Consider the following 14,030-nt stretch of genomic DNA (forward strand, 5'->3'; position numbering starts at 1 on the left):
TGCGCAGGCAGGAGCCTGTCGCTGCCGGGTACACAGATATGGCTGACACAGACGCGCGCCGCCTGTGTCAGCCTATCCCCCTGACGCAATAGACATGGGCCCCTGCCTGCGCAGGGGCGACGGCCGATAGGGCAAGCTATCGGCACACATGAAGATCGCCCGTTTCCCTTCGCGCGCGGCGATACTAAATACCAGTCCATGACGACCCCGCCTCCCCCCGAATGGGCGCCGCACGATGCCGTATGGATCGGCTTTCCCAGCCATCCCGAACTGTGGCTGGAAGATCTGGATCCGGCGCGCGCCGAAGTGACGGCCTTTGCCCGCGCAGTGCATGCCGGCGGCAGGGGCGAGCGCGTGATCCTTGTCGCCGCCGACGAACAATCCGCTCAGGCCGCCCGCGACCATGCCGGCGATGCCGCCGAAGTGGTGGTCGCACCGTTCGGCGATATCTGGTTGCGCGACACCGGCTGCATCCTCGATGGCGACGGCGTCGCGCATGATTTTCAATTCAACGGCTGGGGCGGCAAATACGACCTGCCCGGCGACGATGATGTCGGTGCACGGCTGGCCGCGGCACGCAGCCTGCGCACGGTCGAGCATGACTGGATCCTCGAAGGCGGCGCGATCGACGGCGACGGCACCGGGCTGGTGGTGACGACCGAGCAATGCCTGCTCAACCGCAATCGCAACGCAACGCTGTCACAGACCGATGTCGAAGCGCGGTTGCTGAGCGATCTTGGCTATGATCGCGTGCTGTGGCTGGGCAACGGCCTCGCCAACGATCATACCGACGGGCATGTCGACAATCTTGCCCGCTTCGTCGGCCCCAACCGGTTGCTGATCCCCGAACCGGCGGAGAATGACCCCAATTGGCGCGTCTATCAGGATGCGGTTTCGCGGGCGCAGGCATTCGGTGTCGACGTCGTCCGCATGCCCTCGCCCGGTCGCGTGCTGAATGAGGACGGCGGCGTGATCCCGGCAAGCTATATGAACTTCTATATCGGCAATGCCGCCGTGGTGGTGCCGCTATACGGCCAGCCCAATGACGTGGCGGCGGTGACGACGCTCGAAGCGATCTTCCCCGATCGTCAGATCGTCGGAATGGAAGCCGGGCATATCCTGACCGGCGGCGGCAGCTTTCATTGCATCAGCCAGCAGATTCCTAGCGTCGGCTGAGGAAGCGCGCGAGCGCCGCAGTGCGAACGCTCCCGCTTCCGAATTCATTTTCGAGCAGGTGGCGTATCTTTTCCAGCTCCGCCTGCGTCAAATGCTCGATGCCGATGAATTCATCCCGTGCGCCGTCGACCGCGCGGATCAGCTCGTCGAGCTTGGCCTGCATCGCGCTGGCATCGCGATTCTGGGCGTTCTGGATCAGGAACACCATCAGGAAGGTGACAATCGTCGTCCCGGTGTTGATCACCAGCTGCCAGGTATCGGACCAGCGGAATATCGGGCCGCTCACGCCCCAGAACAGGATGACGCCCAACGCGACCACGAAGGCGAAGGGGCGTCCCGCCCATGCCGCCACCGCCTGCGCGAACCGTTCGAACGCTCGCTCCATATCGCACTCCGCACCCGGCGCCCGCGAATCGAACGCACGCCCCGAGACAATGCCGCCAAACGCGCCTAGGGCAAGCGTCCCGTCCGCATTCGTCCCGCAAAAGGAGGTTTTCCAATGACCGTTTTCACGATGCTGGTCCTCGCACTGGTGACCCTCTATTGTTTCGCGCGCGGCATCACCGATTTCCGGGCCGGTCGGCGCTATTGGGGAACCATCGGGATCATGCTGGGATTGGGCCTGGCACTCATACCGATGCCACAAACGGTGGTGTCCATAGATATTCCCGCGCGGACCCAGGCGCGTCAGTAACAACCGCCATTTGCCAGACGCGCGCGCTCGCTTACATAGCAGCCATGACCGACATTACCGTAGCCGCGCTCCAACTGGCATTCTCCAACGATATCGACGCCAATATCGCCGCCGTTTCGCAAATGGTGCGCGAAGCGGCGGGCAAGGGCGCGCAGGTCGTGCTGCCGCCCGAATTGTTCGAAGGCGAATATTTCTGCCGGGTCGAGGACGAAGGGTTGTTCGCCACCGCCAAGCCGACGGGCGAGCATAAGGCCGTGCTGGCGATGCAGAAGCTGGCGGCGGAGCTCGGCATCTGGATCCCCACCAGCTTTTTCGAAGCCGATGGCCCGCATCATTATAACAGCCTTGCGATGGTCAACCCCGACGGCAAGGTCGCGGGCGTGTACCGCAAGAGCCATATCCCCGACGGACCGGGATATGAGGAGAAATTCTATTTCCGCCCCGGCAATACCGGGTTCAAGATCTGGGACGGGCCGGCCGAAAACGGAAAGACGACGAAGCTGGGCGTCGGCATCTGCTGGGACCAATGGTATCCCGAAACCGCGCGCGCGATGATGCTGATGGGCGCGGAAATCCTGTTCTACCCCACTGCGATCGGCAGCGAACCGCATGATGAGGCGCTCGACACCGCGCGGCTGTGGCGCCGGGCGATGGTGGGCCACGCGGTATCCAATGTCGTGCCGGTGGTTGCCGCAAACCGTATCGGGAACGAGTATGGCCAGACATTCTACGGCACCAGCTTCATCACCGATGAACGCGGCGACATCCTCGCCGAACTGGGCCGTGAGGAAACCGGCGTGATCACCGCGACGCTCGATCTGGATCGCGTGAAGCGCCATCGCGCCGCCTTCGGCTTTTTCCGCGACCGCAGGCCCGAGCTCTACGGTCGGCTGGTGCAGGATATCTGAGCGTGTCGCGCGGCAGCAAATCACCGTCGCATTCCGAAGTGCATCTGGTTCACCGCATCGGCTGGCTGCGCGCGGCGGTGCTGGGTGCCAATGACGGGATCGTTTCGACCGCCAGCCTGATCGTCGGCGTCGCCGCCGCTACGCCCGATCATCAGTCGGTGCTGATCGCCGGGGTTTCGGCGCTGCTCGCCGGCGCACTGTCGATGGCGGCGGGCGAATATGTGTCGGTCAGCTCGCAGTCGGACACCGAAACTGCCGATCTGGAGCGGGAGAAGCGCGAACTGCGCGACGATCCCGAGTTCGAGCTGCAGGAACTGTCGCAAATCTATCGTGCGCGCGGGCTGGACGCCGATCTGGCGGACAAGGTGGCGGCACAGCTGATGGCGAAGGATGCGCTTCACGCCCATGCCCGTGACGAGCTGGGCATCAACGATGCGACTGTCGCGCGCCCGGTTCAGGCGGCGCTGACATCCGCGGTGACCTTTACATTGGGCGCCGCCGCGCCGTTGCTGGTCGCGCTGATCGCCCCGGTGTCGGCAATCGTTCCGGCGGTGTTCGTCGCGGCCCTGCTCTATCTCGCGCTGTTGGGCGCGATCGGCGCGCGTACCGGAGGCGCTCCGATCGCTCGCGCGGTACTGCGCGTCACCTTCTGGGGCGCACTGGCCATGGCAGTGACTGCGGGGATCGGCAGCCTGTTCGGCACCACGCCGGGCTGAACCAGCGCAAGGAGCGCAGCGATGGACGAGCTTCCCGAAGACAGCAAGCTGACGCGATCCAAGCGCGGATGGGCCGAGCAGGGCAAGTTCCTGACCGGACGGCATGCGCGACCCGAGGAAGAACGCCTGCCGCCCGGCCAGCATCTGGTGCGCGACTGGCCAGTGCTCGATCTGGGGCGTCAGCCGGACATTTCGCGCGATCGCTGGCGGCTGGAACTGCGCGGGATGGTCGAAGCGCCGCTGACGCTCGACTGGGCGGCACTGATGGCATTCCCCCAGAGCGACTTCACCAGCGACATCCACTGCGTCACCACCTGGTCGCGCTATGACAATCGCTGGCAGGGCGTGGCGACGCGCGACTTGATCGCGGCGGTGCGCCCGCGCGACGAAGCCGTCGCGGTGATGCTGCACGGCTATGACGGCTATACCACCAATGTGCCGCTCGCCGATTTCGCCGCGCCCGACGCGCTGATCGCGCATCATTGGGAGGGCAAGCCGCTGACTCGCGATCATGGCGGCCCGGCGCGGCTGGTGATCCCGCACCTCTATTTCTGGAAAAGCGCCAAATGGATTTCGGCCATCGAATTCATCGGCGCCGACAGGCCGGGCTTCTGGGAAGTCAACGGTTACCATATGCGCGGCGACCCATGGGCCGAGCAACGCTATCGCTGACGTGATTTAGCGTCGGGCGCCACGCGCCTTTCTGAGCGACAGGAACATCGCGACGGGGACAGCGCTGCCCAGCAGCACGCCGGCAACGCCGCCCCACAACGCGCCCTGCGATCCGCCCAGCACCGCGCCGAGCACGACACCGCCAAGCAGCAGGAAGACCGGAACGAAGCAACCGATCGCCGCCATCCGTCACGCCCCGACAGGAAGGCTGGGCAGATAGCGTGCCATGCGCGCATCGAGCAGCCGGATCAGACCGGGGTCCATGAAGTCATATTCGTCGGGAATATCGAGCACGATGATCCGCGCCCGCAATGCCCGGCGAAACCGCTTCTGGATTTTCGAACGGTGCTGACGCTCCATCGCGAAGATCAGATCGGCCCAGGCGACCAGTTCGTCGGTCAATGGATTTTCCACATCGTGGTTCGTCCCCGCCGAATCAACTTCGATATCGGGGCGCGCGGCGAAATGCTGTTCCGCGGTCGGGCTGCGCAGCCGGTTCTGGCTGCAGACGAACAGGACGCGCTTCATCGGTCGCGCAGCTCGAGCGCGCGGGCAAACACCGCCTCGAACATTTCGGGCGTCAGCCGCCCGGTATTCTGGTTGTAGCGGCTGCAATGATAGCTATCGATCAGGATGCGCCCGTCAGGCATGCGATGTTCGGCGAGATGACCGAAGCGGCATTTGGGCAGCTTTCCGCCCATCACTTTCACGGCCGACTGGTGCGCGATCTGGCCCAGCGCGACGAAGATGCGCGCGTTCGGCAACACCTCCGCCTGCCCCTCCAGGAACGGGCGACAGGTGCGGATTTCCTCGGGCGTCGGCTTGTTCTGCGGCGGCAGGCATTTGACTGCATTGATGATGATCGCGCCGCTAAGCGCCAGATCGTCCTCCGGCGTCCCGTCATAGCTGCCGGTCGCCAGCCCGTATTTGCCGAGCGTATCGAACAGCAGATCGCCCGAATAATCGCCGGTAAAGGGCCGCCCGGTGCGATTGGCGCCATGCTTGCCCGGCGCAAGGCCGACGATCGCCAGCCAGGCATCGGGATCGCCGAACGCATTGACCGGCGCATTCCACCAATCGGGATGTTCGTCCTGCAATTCGCGGCGCAGCGCCACCAGACGCGGGCAGCGCGGGCAATCGCGGGGCGGTTCGGTTTCGGGGATCGGGCTTGGCGCGAACATCGCAGCGGGATAGGCGCACGATCATGGTCGCATCAACCTATCTGATCGCGCTGGGATCGAATCGGCCGGGGAAGGCAGGGCCGCCGCGCGCGCAGCTTGCCGCCGCGCTGACGCGGATCGGCGGCGTCGTCGCGGCGTCGCGCATTCGCGATACGCCGCCGGTCGGCCCGTCGATCCGGCGCTTTGCCAATATGGCGGCGCTGGTGAAAAGCGACGCGAGCCCGCCCGAGATGCTGCGCCGCCTGAAACAGATCGAACGCGAATTCGGGCGGCGGCGCGGACAGCGCTGGGGTGCGCGGTCGCTCGATCTCGACATCATCCTCTGGTCGGGCGGCACCTGGGCTTCTCCCGGCCTTATCGTGCCGCATCCGGCCTTTCGCGAACGCGATTTCGTGATCGGCCCCGCCAGCGAAATCGCCGCCGACTGGCGCGACCCGATCAGCACCCTCTCGCTGCGACAGCTTCACGCCCGGTTGACCAGGCCGCGCCCGGCCCTTAGGTGCGTCCCGCTTGGTGCGGGTCCGTAGCTCAGTCGGTAGAGCAAGCGACTTTTAATCGAGAGGTCCCGGGTTCGAGCCCCGGCGGACCCACCAACACTTTCCCCTCGGACAAATCGAAGCGCAAAATGCGACGAGTCGCATTACCGAGCCAAATGCAGGACTTGATACTTTATATCATCACGTCTATTGCGACGCAGCAAATTCCATAAAGGGGTCTTCATGTTCCGTTTCGCGCTGCTTGCTTCCGCCTGTCTGATCGCCTTCCCCGCAGCCGCCCAGCAGGCACAGGATGACAGCAAACCCGATCCCCATCAGGAAGCATCTCCCGAAATCATCGTCACCGCTCCCTTTGCCCGGGCTCAGGCGGATGTATTGTCGGGAACCTCGATCGTTTCCGGCATCGACCTTACGCGCGCGCTGAAGCCCACCATCGGCGAAACGCTGGCATCGCAGCCGGGCGTTTCGGCTTCGAGCTTCGGCCCCAATGCCTCGCGCCCCGTGCTGCGCGGCTTTCAGGGCGGTCGCGTCGCGGTGATGACCGACGGGATCGGCAGCATCGACGCATCGACGGCGTCGGCCGACCATGCGGTCGTCATCAATCCGCTGACTGCCGAGCGTATCGAAGTGCTGCGCGGCCCCGCCGCGCTGCTGTACGGCAGCTCGGCGATCGGCGGCGTCGTCAACGTGATCGACAATCGCATCCCGCGCCGCGCGGCCGAAGTGCCGCTGCACCTTGATGCGATCGGCACGCTGGGCTCGGCGGCAAAGGAACGTTCGATCGGCGGCGTGGCGGATGTGCCCGTGGTCGGCCCGCTCCAGCTCCATCTCGACGGCAGCTTTTCCGAAACCGACGATCTGCGCACCGGCGGCTATATCCTGACGCCCGCACTGCGCGCGCAGGCCGCCGCCAGCGCCGATCCGGAGATTCAGGAACTGGCCGATCTGAAGGGCGACCTGCCCAACAGCGCCGCGCGCACCTGGGACGTGGGTGGCGGCCTGGCGGTTGTCGATGGCGATAATAATCTCGGCTTCGTCGTCAGCCATTATGACAGCCTGTATGGCGTTCCCATCCGCTATTCGCTCGACCCGGCGATCGAGGCAGAAGCGGTACAGCTTCATGTCCGCCAGACGCGGTTCGACATGCGCGGCGAAGTCGCCACCGGCGGCGGGCTGCTCGACAAGATCCGTCTGCGCGTGGGCGCCGCCGATTATCAGCACAGCGAAATCGAAGATACCGGCGAAGTCGGCACGACCTTTTATAATCAGGGCTATGAAGGCCGACTGGAACTCGTCCAGGCGCGCCATGGCGTATGGGAAGGCGCCGTCGGCGGCCAGTTCGTGATCCGCGACTTCAACGTGGTCGGCGAAGAGAAATTCCTGCCGCGCAACCGGACGCAGCAATATGGCGTCTTCACGCTCCAGTCGTTCGACTGGGGTGCGTTCAAGGCGGAAGCCGGCGCGCGCTATGAAACCGCCAGTCTGCACGCCTTTGCCGACTACGATCTGGGCAATCCCCAGATGCAGCGCGATTTCGACAGCGTTTCGCTTTCGGCCGGTGCCAGCTATGCCATCGCACAGGGGCTGCGGCTGGGCGTGAACCTGTCGCGCAGCGAGCGCGCACCTTCGGCTGAAGAGTTGTTCGCCGATGGCCCGCACGCCGGAACCCAGGCCTATGAAGTCGGCAATCCCGATTTCACCACCGAAAAAAGCTGGGGTGCCGAAGCGACGCTGAAGGGCAGCGGCGACGGCTGGTCGTTCGCCACCTCGCTCTATGCCGACTGGTTCCACGATTATATCTATGACGCGCCGACCGGCACGATCGAGGACGATCTGCCCGTCTTCGCCTATTTCCAGTCGGACGCCACCTATTACGGCTTCGAAGCCGAAGCATCGGTGCGCGTCGCCACGGTCGGCACCTATGCGATCAATGTCGACGGCCTGGCCGATTATGTCCACGCCGAACTGGACGACGGCAGCGCGGTGCCGCGCATCCCGCCGCTGCGCCTGCTCGGCGGGATCGAGGCCCAGTCCGATCTGTTCAACGCCCGGGTCGAAGTCGAACATAGTTTCGAACAGAATCGCATCACCGCGTTCGAGACACCGACCAACGGTTTCACGCTGGTCAACGCGTCGGTTTCGTGGAAACCGTGGGGAACCAACGGCACGAGCCTGACCTTGTCCGCGAATAATATCTTCGACGTTGTCGCACGCCGTCACGCCAGCATTCTCAAGGATTATGCTCCGCTGGCGGGTCGCGACATCCGGCTTACGGCGCGCATCCAGCTCTAAGAACAGAGCCGCGCCAGTCTTACTCCGTGTTCCCGCGCAATGGCGGGAACCCAGGGCTTCCTCCCCCCAATTCGGGCCCTGGGCTCCTGCTTTTGCGCAGGAGCACGGGGGCTGATGTAACCGGTTTCAAGGTCTGTCCTGCGAGACTGTAGCCGGCCCGGCGACTGCGCCTCGATACCGCAATCAGCCGTCGCGTTCGGAAAGCTTGCGTTCCCACGCCAGCGCATCGGATACGATCAGATCCAGATCGTCGCGCTGCGGCCGCCAGGGCAGCGTTGCCAGGATGCGGCTGTTGTCGGCCACCAGCTCGCCCGGATCGCCTGCACGCCGCGGGCCCATGCGACGGTCGAGTTTCCTGTTGGTGACGCGATCGACCGCATCGAGCACTTCGAGCACCGAATAGCCGCGGCCATAGCCGCAATTCATCCTGTGGCTTTCCGTCGGCCTGGCCATCAGCAGGTCGAGTGCATGGACATGCGCGGCGGCCAGATCGCTGACATGGATATAGTCGCGCACGCCGGTGCCGTCGCGCGTATCGTAATCGGTGCCGAACACGCTGACATGATCGCGCTTGCCGGTCGCGGCCTCGACTGCGATCTTGATGAGGTGCGTCGCACCGGCTGTCGACTGGCCGCTGCGCCCCTGCGGATCGGCGCCCGCGACATTGAAATAGCGCAGCGCGCAATAGTTGAAGCGATGCGCCGCCGCGACGTCGCGCAGCATCGTCTCCGTCATCAGCTTCGACATGCCATAGGGATTGATCGGCACCTGGGGCGAATCTTCGGCCACCGGCACGATTTCCGGCGTTCCATAGGTGGCGGCAGTCGAGGAAAAGATGAAATGCTTCACGCCGCAAACCACCGCGCTTTCGATCAGCGATCGGCTCGCCGCGGTATTGTTGCGATAATATTTGAGCGGATCGGAAACCGATTCAGGCACGACCACCGATCCGGCGAAATGCATCACTGCGCGGACGTCATGATCGCGCATCGTTGCGCGGACCAGCGCATCGTCCTCGATCGCGCCTTTCACCAGCGTGGCGCGGGAGTCCACGGCCCAGTCGAACCCGGTCACCAGATTGTCGATCACGACGACACGCCACCCCGCATCGAGCAGCGCCAGCACCGCGTGACTGCCGATATATCCCGCTCCGCCCGTGACGAGTATCGATCCCTCGCGCATCATGTTCCCCTGCCTGCGATTGCGCCTCGCCTAGCCCATCCTATGTTACAAGGCCAAGGAGACAATAATGGCAAGCGAACAGGCAATTCTCGCCGGAGGCTGCTTCTGGTGCACCGAAGCGGTGTTCAACGACGTTATCGGCGTCGAGAAAGTGGAAAGCGGCTATATCGGCGGAAGCGTCGACAATCCTACCTATAAGCAAGTGTGCGACGGCGATACCGGCCATGCCGAGGCGATCCGCGTCACCTATGATCCCGAACAAATCGGTTTCGACGAGCTGCTCGACATTTTCTTTGCGACTCACGACCCGACGCAGCTCAACCGTCAGGGCAACGATGTCGGCACGCAATATCGCAGCGCGATCTTCCCGCTTTCGACGCAGCAGGCGCAAAAGGCGATGATGGGGATCGAACGCAATCAGCGCGAATGGCCCCAGCCGATCGTCACCGGCATCGAACAGCCCGGCACGTGGTGGCCCGCCGAGGACTATCACCAGGAATATTGGGAAGGCGAAGGGCAGCGTAATCCCTATTGCCTGGCGGTGATACCGCCCAAGCTCCAGAAGCTGCGCAAAAGCTTCGCCAATCGCGTGAAGGAAGCGGGCGCCACCACCGCGTAGCAGCGCCCACTCGCCGTTATTCGGCGGGCAGCGCTTCCCCTTCGATCGGGGGACGCGTGCCCGCTTCGGCACCCAACGCCTTATAGGCCAGCCCGCCGAGCAGACCGCCGACGATCGGCGCGATCCAGAACCAGACAAGCTGGCTGAGGGCGATGCCGCCCTCGATCAGCGCCGGCCCGGTGCTGCGTGCGGGATTGACCGACGTATTGGTCACCGGAATCGAAATGAGGTGGATCAGCGTCAGTGCCAGACCGATGGCGATCGGTGCGAATCCCGCCGGTGCGCGCGTGTCGGTCGATCCCATGATGACCAGCAGGAAGATGAAGGTGAGCGTCACTTCGATCGTCATGCCGGCGGCAAAGCTGAAATTGCCGGGCGAATGTTCGCCGAACCCGTTCGTCGCGAGTCCGCCAGTATAGCCGGGCGCGCCCGAGGCGATGAAGTAGAGCAGCAACGCCGCGATAATCGCGCCGACCACCTGCGCCGCGACATAGAGCGGAATATCCTTTGCCGGGAACCGTCCGCCCGCCCAGAGTCCGATCGTCACGGCCGGATTGAGATGGCAGCCCGAAATATGGCCGATCGAATAGGCCATGGTGAGCACGGTAAGGCCGAATGCCAGCGAAACGCCGAGCAGGCCGATCCCGACATCGGGAAAAGCCGCGGCCAGCACCGCGCTGCCGCATCCGCCGAATACCAGCCAGAAAGTTCCGATAAGCTCTGCAAGTCCGCGCTGAACCGACGTCATGCGCATCTCCCCCATCGTCGCATGTTGTAGGAACGCGCACGCGATGCCGATGCTGCGACGCCATCGGAACCCCGGCCAGTCTAAACCTCGTTGCGAAGGTGTAAAGAAATTCAGCCCCGCTCAGCCGCGATGCGCGGCGCGACGCAGCCGGTCGTTGATCGCCGCGCCGATGCCGGTTTCGGGTATCGGCGCGACTGCGATCGCCATGGCCCGGGCGGCGTCCGCACGATGCAGCGCATCGAACAGGCGCGACGCCGCCTCGACCGGATCGCCGGCGGCAGACAGCGTATCGTCCCCGGCCACATCGCCATATCCGATCAGCCATTCGCCATCGCGCCGGTCGATCGCGTGCAGCCGCACCGGCTTTGACGGGGCATAATGGCTCGACAATTGACCGGGCGCTTCGATCGCGTCCCCCGCCCCACCGACCGGCTGATTCAGCAGCACGCCGATTTCCTCGGCAGTGATCGGGCCGGGGCGGAGCAGTCGCGGCACGGGCGATGGCGCGACGATGGTCGATTCGATGCCGCCCGGCGTCGGTCCGTCGTCAAGGATCAACGCGATCCGTCCGTTCAGGCTTTTGGCGACATGTTCGGCACGGGTCGGACTGATCGACCCGCTGGCATTGGCCGAGGGCGCGGCCAGCGGCACGCCGCTCTCGCGCAACAATGCCTGCATCGCGCGGTGGCTGGGCATGCGGATCGCCACGCTCGAAAGACCGGCAGTAACCAGGCTTGCCACCGCCGCATCGCTGCGCAACGGCAGCACCATGGTCAGCGGCCCCGGCCAGAAACGTTCCGCCAGCGCCTGGGCGGCATCGTCGAACACGCCGATCGCCCGGGCCGCGTCGAGATCGGGCACATGCACGATCAGCGGATTGAAGGAAGGGCGCCCCTTGGCGGCATAGATGCCCGCCACCGCCTGCGAATCGGTGGCGTCGGCGGCCAGGCCATAGACCGTTTCGGTGGGCACCGCCACGCAGCCGCCGGCGCGAATCACCGCTGCCGCCTCGGCCACAGCCGCGCTGCCGTAACGTAATATGCGAGTCGAAAAAGGCGGATTTGTGCCGGTCACAAAGGCGGCGCTATAGAGCCGCGCATTCGCCGACAAGAGAGGACATCATGACTTTCACGCCCGCCGTCACCGAACAACGCTTCGTGCTCGATCATGTCGCCGGGATCGCCGAGCTGGCGGAGAGCGAAAAGTTCGCCGATGCAACTCCCGATCTGGTCGAAGCCGTGCTCGAAGGCGTCGGTGCCTTTGCCGCGGGCGAATGGGCGCCGCTCGACCGGACGGGCGATACCGTCGGGGCGAAATGGACGCCCGAAGGCGTGGTGATGCCCGAAGGGTTCGGCGCCGCCTATCGCGCCTATGTCGAGGGGGGCTGGGGCACGATCGGCTCGCCGCCCGAATTTGGTGGCCAGGGGCTTCCCGCCGTGCTCACCGCAGCCACGCTCGAAACGCTGGGCAGCGCCAATGCCAGCTTCGCGCTGGCCCCGACGCTGACGGTCGGCGCGATCGAGGCGCTGATGCATCACGGCACGCCCGAACAGCAGGCAGCGTATCTGCCCAAACTCGCGACCGGCGAATGGACCGGCACGATGAACCTGACCGAGCCGCAGGCGGGCAGCGATGTCGGCGCGCTCAAAAGCCGGGCGGAGCCGGTGGGCGATGGCACGTTCAAAATTACGGGAACCAAGATCTTCATCAGCTTCGGCGATCACGACATGACGGACAATATTGTCCACCTCGTGCTTGCCCGCACGCCCGATGCCCCGGCGGGCACCAAGGGGCTGTCGCTGTTCCTCGTCCCCAAATACCGGCTCGATGCCGACGGCAATCCGGGCGAATTCAACAACGTCACCGTCGCGTCGATCGAGCATAAGATGGGGCTGCACGGTTCGCCGACCTGTGTCCTCAATTTCGGTGACAATGGCGATTGCATCGGCACGTTGATCGGACCCGAGCTGGGCGGCATCGCGGCGATGTTCACGATGATGAACAATGCCCGCCTCAATGTCGGGCTGGAAGGCGTGCAGGTCGCCGAACGCGCGACGCAGCGCGCCGTCGCCTTTGCCCGCGAACGCATCCAGTCGGCGCGCGCCGGCAGCCCCAGCCGCGACAGCGTGGCGATTATCGAACATCCCGACGTCCGCCGCATGCTGATGCGGATGAAGGCGCAGACGATGGCGTCGCGCGCGCTGGTCTATCGTGCCTTCGCGATGCTCGACCGCGCGCATCTGGGCGACAAGGCGGCAAAGAAGATGCTCGACCTGCTCACCCCGATGGCCAAGGCACATGCCACCGATCTGGGCAGCGAAGTCACCGATCTGGGCATTCAGGTCCATGGCGGCATGGGCTTTGTCGAGGAAACCGGCGCCGCGCAGCAATATCGCGATTGCCGCGTCTTCCGCATTTACGAAGGCACCAACGGCATTCAGGCTGCCGATCTGGTCGGCCGCAAGCTGAGCATGGACGGCGGCGAAACCGCTTTGGGCCTGATCGCGGCGATCAGGACCGCGGCGCAATCGCCCAATCTTGTCGCGCTTGCCGACGCGCTCGAGGAAATTACCAGGGGCCTGCTTACAGCCGAAGTCGATGACCGGCTGGCGGCAAGCTATCCCTATCTCACCATGTTCTCGGTCGCGACATGCGGCTGGCTGCTCGAAAAACAGGCGGCGGCGGCGACCGGCGACAGCGAATTCGAAGCGATGAAGCGCGCGGCAACGGCATTTTATGTCGATCAGATCGTGCCCGAAGCGTTGGGGCTGAAAGCCGCGGCAACCGCCAGAGCGGACGTCCTCTATTCGGTGAGCGCGGAGACGTTCGCGGCCTAGGTCGTGAACGGCGCAGCGTGGCGGTGCGTGTCCTATCCCGGATAGGTCGCGTCCATATGCGCGAGCGAGGCACGGATCAGTTCCTCGAGCACGGCCCCGTCCACATCGGCCAGCTTGCCGATATAGAGGCAGCCGCCGCCACGTTTATGCTTGCCGAGCCGCGACAGGATTTCATCCTTTTCCGGGCCCAGGAACAGATAAAGGGCGAGATTCGCCTTGCGCGGGCTGAACCCGATCCGCAGGAAATCCCCCTCGCGCCCGCTGTCATAGCGATAATGATAGCTGCCGAATCCGACGATCGACGCGCCCCACATCACCGGATCATGACCCGACAGCCGCTGCATCGTTGCGCATAATGCCTTGCCGTCGGCGCGGCGCACCGGATGATCGACGGCATCGAGAAATGCGTCGACGCTTGCATCGGTCGGCTGCGTCTTGTTGTCCGCCATCTGCCTCTCCCTGCCCGTGTCGCGGATATGCTATCGCAAGTCGCACCATTCGCCTAAGC

Annotated in this window: 17 protein-coding genes and 1 tRNA gene; 10 read left to right on the forward strand and 8 right to left on the reverse strand. The window is 64.6% G+C overall.

The window, feature by feature from the left end:
- Window positions 1-198 precede the first annotated feature (198 nt).
- Window positions 199-1,176: an agmatine deiminase family protein gene (locus DKB74_RS15555; protein WP_109809107.1), complete on the forward strand. Its 978-nt coding sequence runs from the start codon at window positions 199-201 to the stop codon at window positions 1,174-1,176.
- Here DKB74_RS15555 and DKB74_RS15560 read toward each other — a convergent pair.
- Window positions 1,163-1,561 (reverse strand): low affinity iron permease family protein, encoded by a 399-nt coding sequence (locus tag DKB74_RS15560; protein WP_109809108.1) that lies wholly within the window; start codon window positions 1,559-1,561, stop codon window positions 1,163-1,165. The two genes, DKB74_RS15555 and DKB74_RS15560, sit on opposite strands and share 14 nt — an antisense overlap.
- A gap of 114 nt (window positions 1,562-1,675) precedes the next feature.
- On the opposite strand from DKB74_RS15560, the gene DKB74_RS15565 reads away from it, so the two are divergent.
- The 4 genes from DKB74_RS15565 to DKB74_RS15580 are packed head-to-tail and all read left to right on the forward strand — an operon-like array spanning window position 1,676 to window position 4,166.
- Entirely contained in the window at window positions 1,676-1,870 is a 195-nt protein-coding gene (locus DKB74_RS15565) for a hypothetical protein (RefSeq protein WP_109809109.1), read from the forward strand.
- 44 nt (window positions 1,871-1,914) lie between these two features.
- Window positions 1,915-2,778, forward strand: coding sequence for an N-carbamoylputrescine amidase (aguB, locus tag DKB74_RS15570; protein WP_109809110.1), 864 nt, complete (start codon window positions 1,915-1,917; stop codon window positions 2,776-2,778).
- A 2-nt stretch (window positions 2,779-2,780) separates the two neighbouring features.
- Window positions 2,781-3,494 (forward strand): VIT1/CCC1 transporter family protein, encoded by a 714-nt coding sequence (locus tag DKB74_RS15575; RefSeq protein ID WP_109809111.1) that lies wholly within the window; start codon window positions 2,781-2,783, stop codon window positions 3,492-3,494.
- Between the two features lie 21 nt (window positions 3,495-3,515).
- Window positions 3,516-4,166, forward strand: a complete 651-nt coding sequence (locus tag DKB74_RS15580) for a sulfite oxidase-like oxidoreductase (RefSeq protein WP_109809112.1) — start codon at window positions 3,516-3,518, stop codon at window positions 4,164-4,166.
- A gap of 6 nt (window positions 4,167-4,172) precedes the next feature.
- On the opposite strand, the gene DKB74_RS15585 is transcribed toward DKB74_RS15580, so the two are convergent.
- From DKB74_RS15585 to DKB74_RS15595, 3 genes are read right to left on the reverse strand one after another with little or no spacing between them, the layout of a single operon-like run.
- Complete coding sequence (locus DKB74_RS15585; RefSeq protein WP_109809113.1) at window positions 4,173-4,352, reverse strand: hypothetical protein; 180 nt, start codon at window positions 4,350-4,352, stop codon at window positions 4,173-4,175.
- A 3-nt stretch (window positions 4,353-4,355) separates the two neighbouring features.
- A complete protein-coding gene (locus DKB74_RS15590) occupies window positions 4,356-4,694 on the reverse strand; it encodes a low molecular weight protein tyrosine phosphatase family protein (protein ID WP_109809114.1) in 339 nt (112 codons plus the stop codon).
- Entirely contained in the window at window positions 4,691-5,347 is a 657-nt protein-coding gene (locus DKB74_RS15595) for a uracil-DNA glycosylase (RefSeq protein ID WP_109809115.1), read from the reverse strand. Before DKB74_RS15595 ends, DKB74_RS15590 begins: the two co-directional genes overlap by 4 nt.
- A gap of 23 nt (window positions 5,348-5,370) precedes the next feature.
- Between DKB74_RS15595 and folK the strand changes: the two genes are divergently transcribed.
- The 3 genes from folK to DKB74_RS15610 all read left to right on the forward strand — a co-directional run bounded on the left by folK (window position 5,371) and on the right by DKB74_RS15610 (window position 8,136).
- A complete protein-coding gene (folK, locus tag DKB74_RS15600) occupies window positions 5,371-5,874 on the forward strand; it encodes a 2-amino-4-hydroxy-6-hydroxymethyldihydropteridine diphosphokinase (RefSeq protein ID WP_109809116.1) in 504 nt (167 codons plus the stop codon).
- Window positions 5,865-5,940 (forward strand) — tRNA-Lys (locus tag DKB74_RS15605). Before folK ends, DKB74_RS15605 begins: the two co-directional genes overlap by 10 nt.
- A gap of 126 nt (window positions 5,941-6,066) precedes the next feature.
- On the forward strand, window positions 6,067-8,136 hold the full coding sequence (locus tag DKB74_RS15610) for a TonB-dependent receptor (protein ID WP_109809117.1): 2,070 nt from the start codon (window positions 6,067-6,069) through the stop codon (window positions 8,134-8,136).
- A 183-nt stretch (window positions 8,137-8,319) separates the two neighbouring features.
- Here DKB74_RS15610 and galE read toward each other — a convergent pair whose 3' ends face one another.
- A complete protein-coding gene (gene galE / locus DKB74_RS15615) occupies window positions 8,320-9,318 on the reverse strand; it encodes a UDP-glucose 4-epimerase GalE (RefSeq protein ID WP_109809206.1) in 999 nt (332 codons plus the stop codon).
- 67 nt (window positions 9,319-9,385) lie between these two features.
- Here galE and msrA point away from each other — a divergent pair, with 67 nt between their 5' ends.
- Entirely contained in the window at window positions 9,386-9,937 is a 552-nt protein-coding gene (gene msrA / locus DKB74_RS15620) for a peptide-methionine (S)-S-oxide reductase MsrA (protein ID WP_109809118.1), read from the forward strand.
- A gap of 16 nt (window positions 9,938-9,953) precedes the next feature.
- Here msrA and aqpZ read toward each other — a convergent pair whose 3' ends face one another.
- Both aqpZ and DKB74_RS15630 read right to left on the reverse strand, forming a co-directional pair.
- The gene (gene aqpZ / locus DKB74_RS15625) at window positions 9,954-10,685 is read right to left on the reverse strand and encodes an aquaporin Z (protein WP_109809207.1); all 732 of its coding nucleotides are present in this window, start codon (window positions 10,683-10,685) and stop codon (window positions 9,954-9,956) included.
- Window positions 10,686-10,805: 120 nt separating this feature from the next.
- Window positions 10,806-11,759, reverse strand: a complete 954-nt coding sequence (locus DKB74_RS15630) for an L-threonylcarbamoyladenylate synthase (RefSeq protein ID WP_109809208.1) — start codon at window positions 11,757-11,759, stop codon at window positions 10,806-10,808.
- 47 nt (window positions 11,760-11,806) lie between these two features.
- Here DKB74_RS15630 and DKB74_RS15635 point away from each other — a divergent pair, with 47 nt between their 5' ends.
- Window positions 11,807-13,522 carry an acyl-CoA dehydrogenase family protein gene (locus tag DKB74_RS15635; protein WP_109809119.1) on the forward strand — a complete coding sequence of 572 codons (1,716 nt, stop codon included), beginning with the start codon at window positions 11,807-11,809 and terminating at the stop codon, window positions 13,520-13,522.
- Between the two features lie 32 nt (window positions 13,523-13,554).
- On the opposite strand, the gene DKB74_RS15640 is transcribed toward DKB74_RS15635, so the two are convergent.
- The gene (locus DKB74_RS15640; protein ID WP_109809120.1) at window positions 13,555-13,971 is read right to left on the reverse strand and encodes a DUF1801 domain-containing protein; all 417 of its coding nucleotides are present in this window, start codon (window positions 13,969-13,971) and stop codon (window positions 13,555-13,557) included.
- Window positions 13,972-14,030 lie beyond the last annotated feature (59 nt).

It is taken from the genome of Stakelama portus, assembly GCF_003171655.1.
Classification (GTDB): domain Bacteria; phylum Pseudomonadota; class Alphaproteobacteria; order Sphingomonadales; family Sphingomonadaceae; genus Sphingomonas; species Sphingomonas portus.

Excerpts from the sequence above, each read along its gene's own strand:
- DKB74_RS15635 (WP_109809119.1), top strand. The coding sequence starts at position 11,807 with ATGACTTTCACGCCCGCCGTCACCGAACAACGCTTCGTGCTCGATCAT.
- folK (WP_109809116.1), top strand. The coding sequence starts at position 5,371 with ATGGTCGCATCAACCTATCTGATCGCGCTGGGATCGAATCGGCCGGGG.
- DKB74_RS15555 (WP_109809107.1), top strand. The coding sequence starts at position 199 with ATGACGACCCCGCCTCCCCCCGAATGGGCGCCGCACGATGCCGTATGG.
- DKB74_RS15610 (WP_109809117.1), top strand. The coding sequence starts at position 6,067 with ATGTTCCGTTTCGCGCTGCTTGCTTCCGCCTGTCTGATCGCCTTCCCC.
- aguB (WP_109809110.1), top strand. The coding sequence starts at position 1,915 with ATGACCGACATTACCGTAGCCGCGCTCCAACTGGCATTCTCCAACGAT.
- DKB74_RS15560 (WP_109809108.1), bottom strand. The coding sequence starts at position 1,561 with ATGGAGCGAGCGTTCGAACGGTTCGCGCAGGCGGTGGCGGCATGGGCG.
- galE (WP_109809206.1), bottom strand. The coding sequence starts at position 9,318 with ATGCGCGAGGGATCGATACTCGTCACGGGCGGAGCGGGATATATCGGC.
- DKB74_RS15640 (WP_109809120.1), bottom strand. The coding sequence starts at position 13,971 with ATGGCGGACAACAAGACGCAGCCGACCGATGCAAGCGTCGACGCATTT.
- DKB74_RS15565 (WP_109809109.1), top strand. The coding sequence starts at position 1,676 with ATGACCGTTTTCACGATGCTGGTCCTCGCACTGGTGACCCTCTATTGT.
- DKB74_RS15590 (WP_109809114.1), bottom strand. The coding sequence starts at position 4,694 with ATGAAGCGCGTCCTGTTCGTCTGCAGCCAGAACCGGCTGCGCAGCCCG.
- aqpZ (WP_109809207.1), bottom strand. The coding sequence starts at position 10,685 with ATGACGTCGGTTCAGCGCGGACTTGCAGAGCTTATCGGAACTTTCTGG.
- DKB74_RS15580 (WP_109809112.1), top strand. The coding sequence starts at position 3,516 with ATGGACGAGCTTCCCGAAGACAGCAAGCTGACGCGATCCAAGCGCGGA.
- DKB74_RS15585 (WP_109809113.1), bottom strand. The coding sequence starts at position 4,352 with ATGGCGGCGATCGGTTGCTTCGTTCCGGTCTTCCTGCTGCTTGGCGGT.
- DKB74_RS15595 (WP_109809115.1), bottom strand. The coding sequence starts at position 5,347 with ATGTTCGCGCCAAGCCCGATCCCCGAAACCGAACCGCCCCGCGATTGC.
- msrA (WP_109809118.1), top strand. The coding sequence starts at position 9,386 with ATGGCAAGCGAACAGGCAATTCTCGCCGGAGGCTGCTTCTGGTGCACC.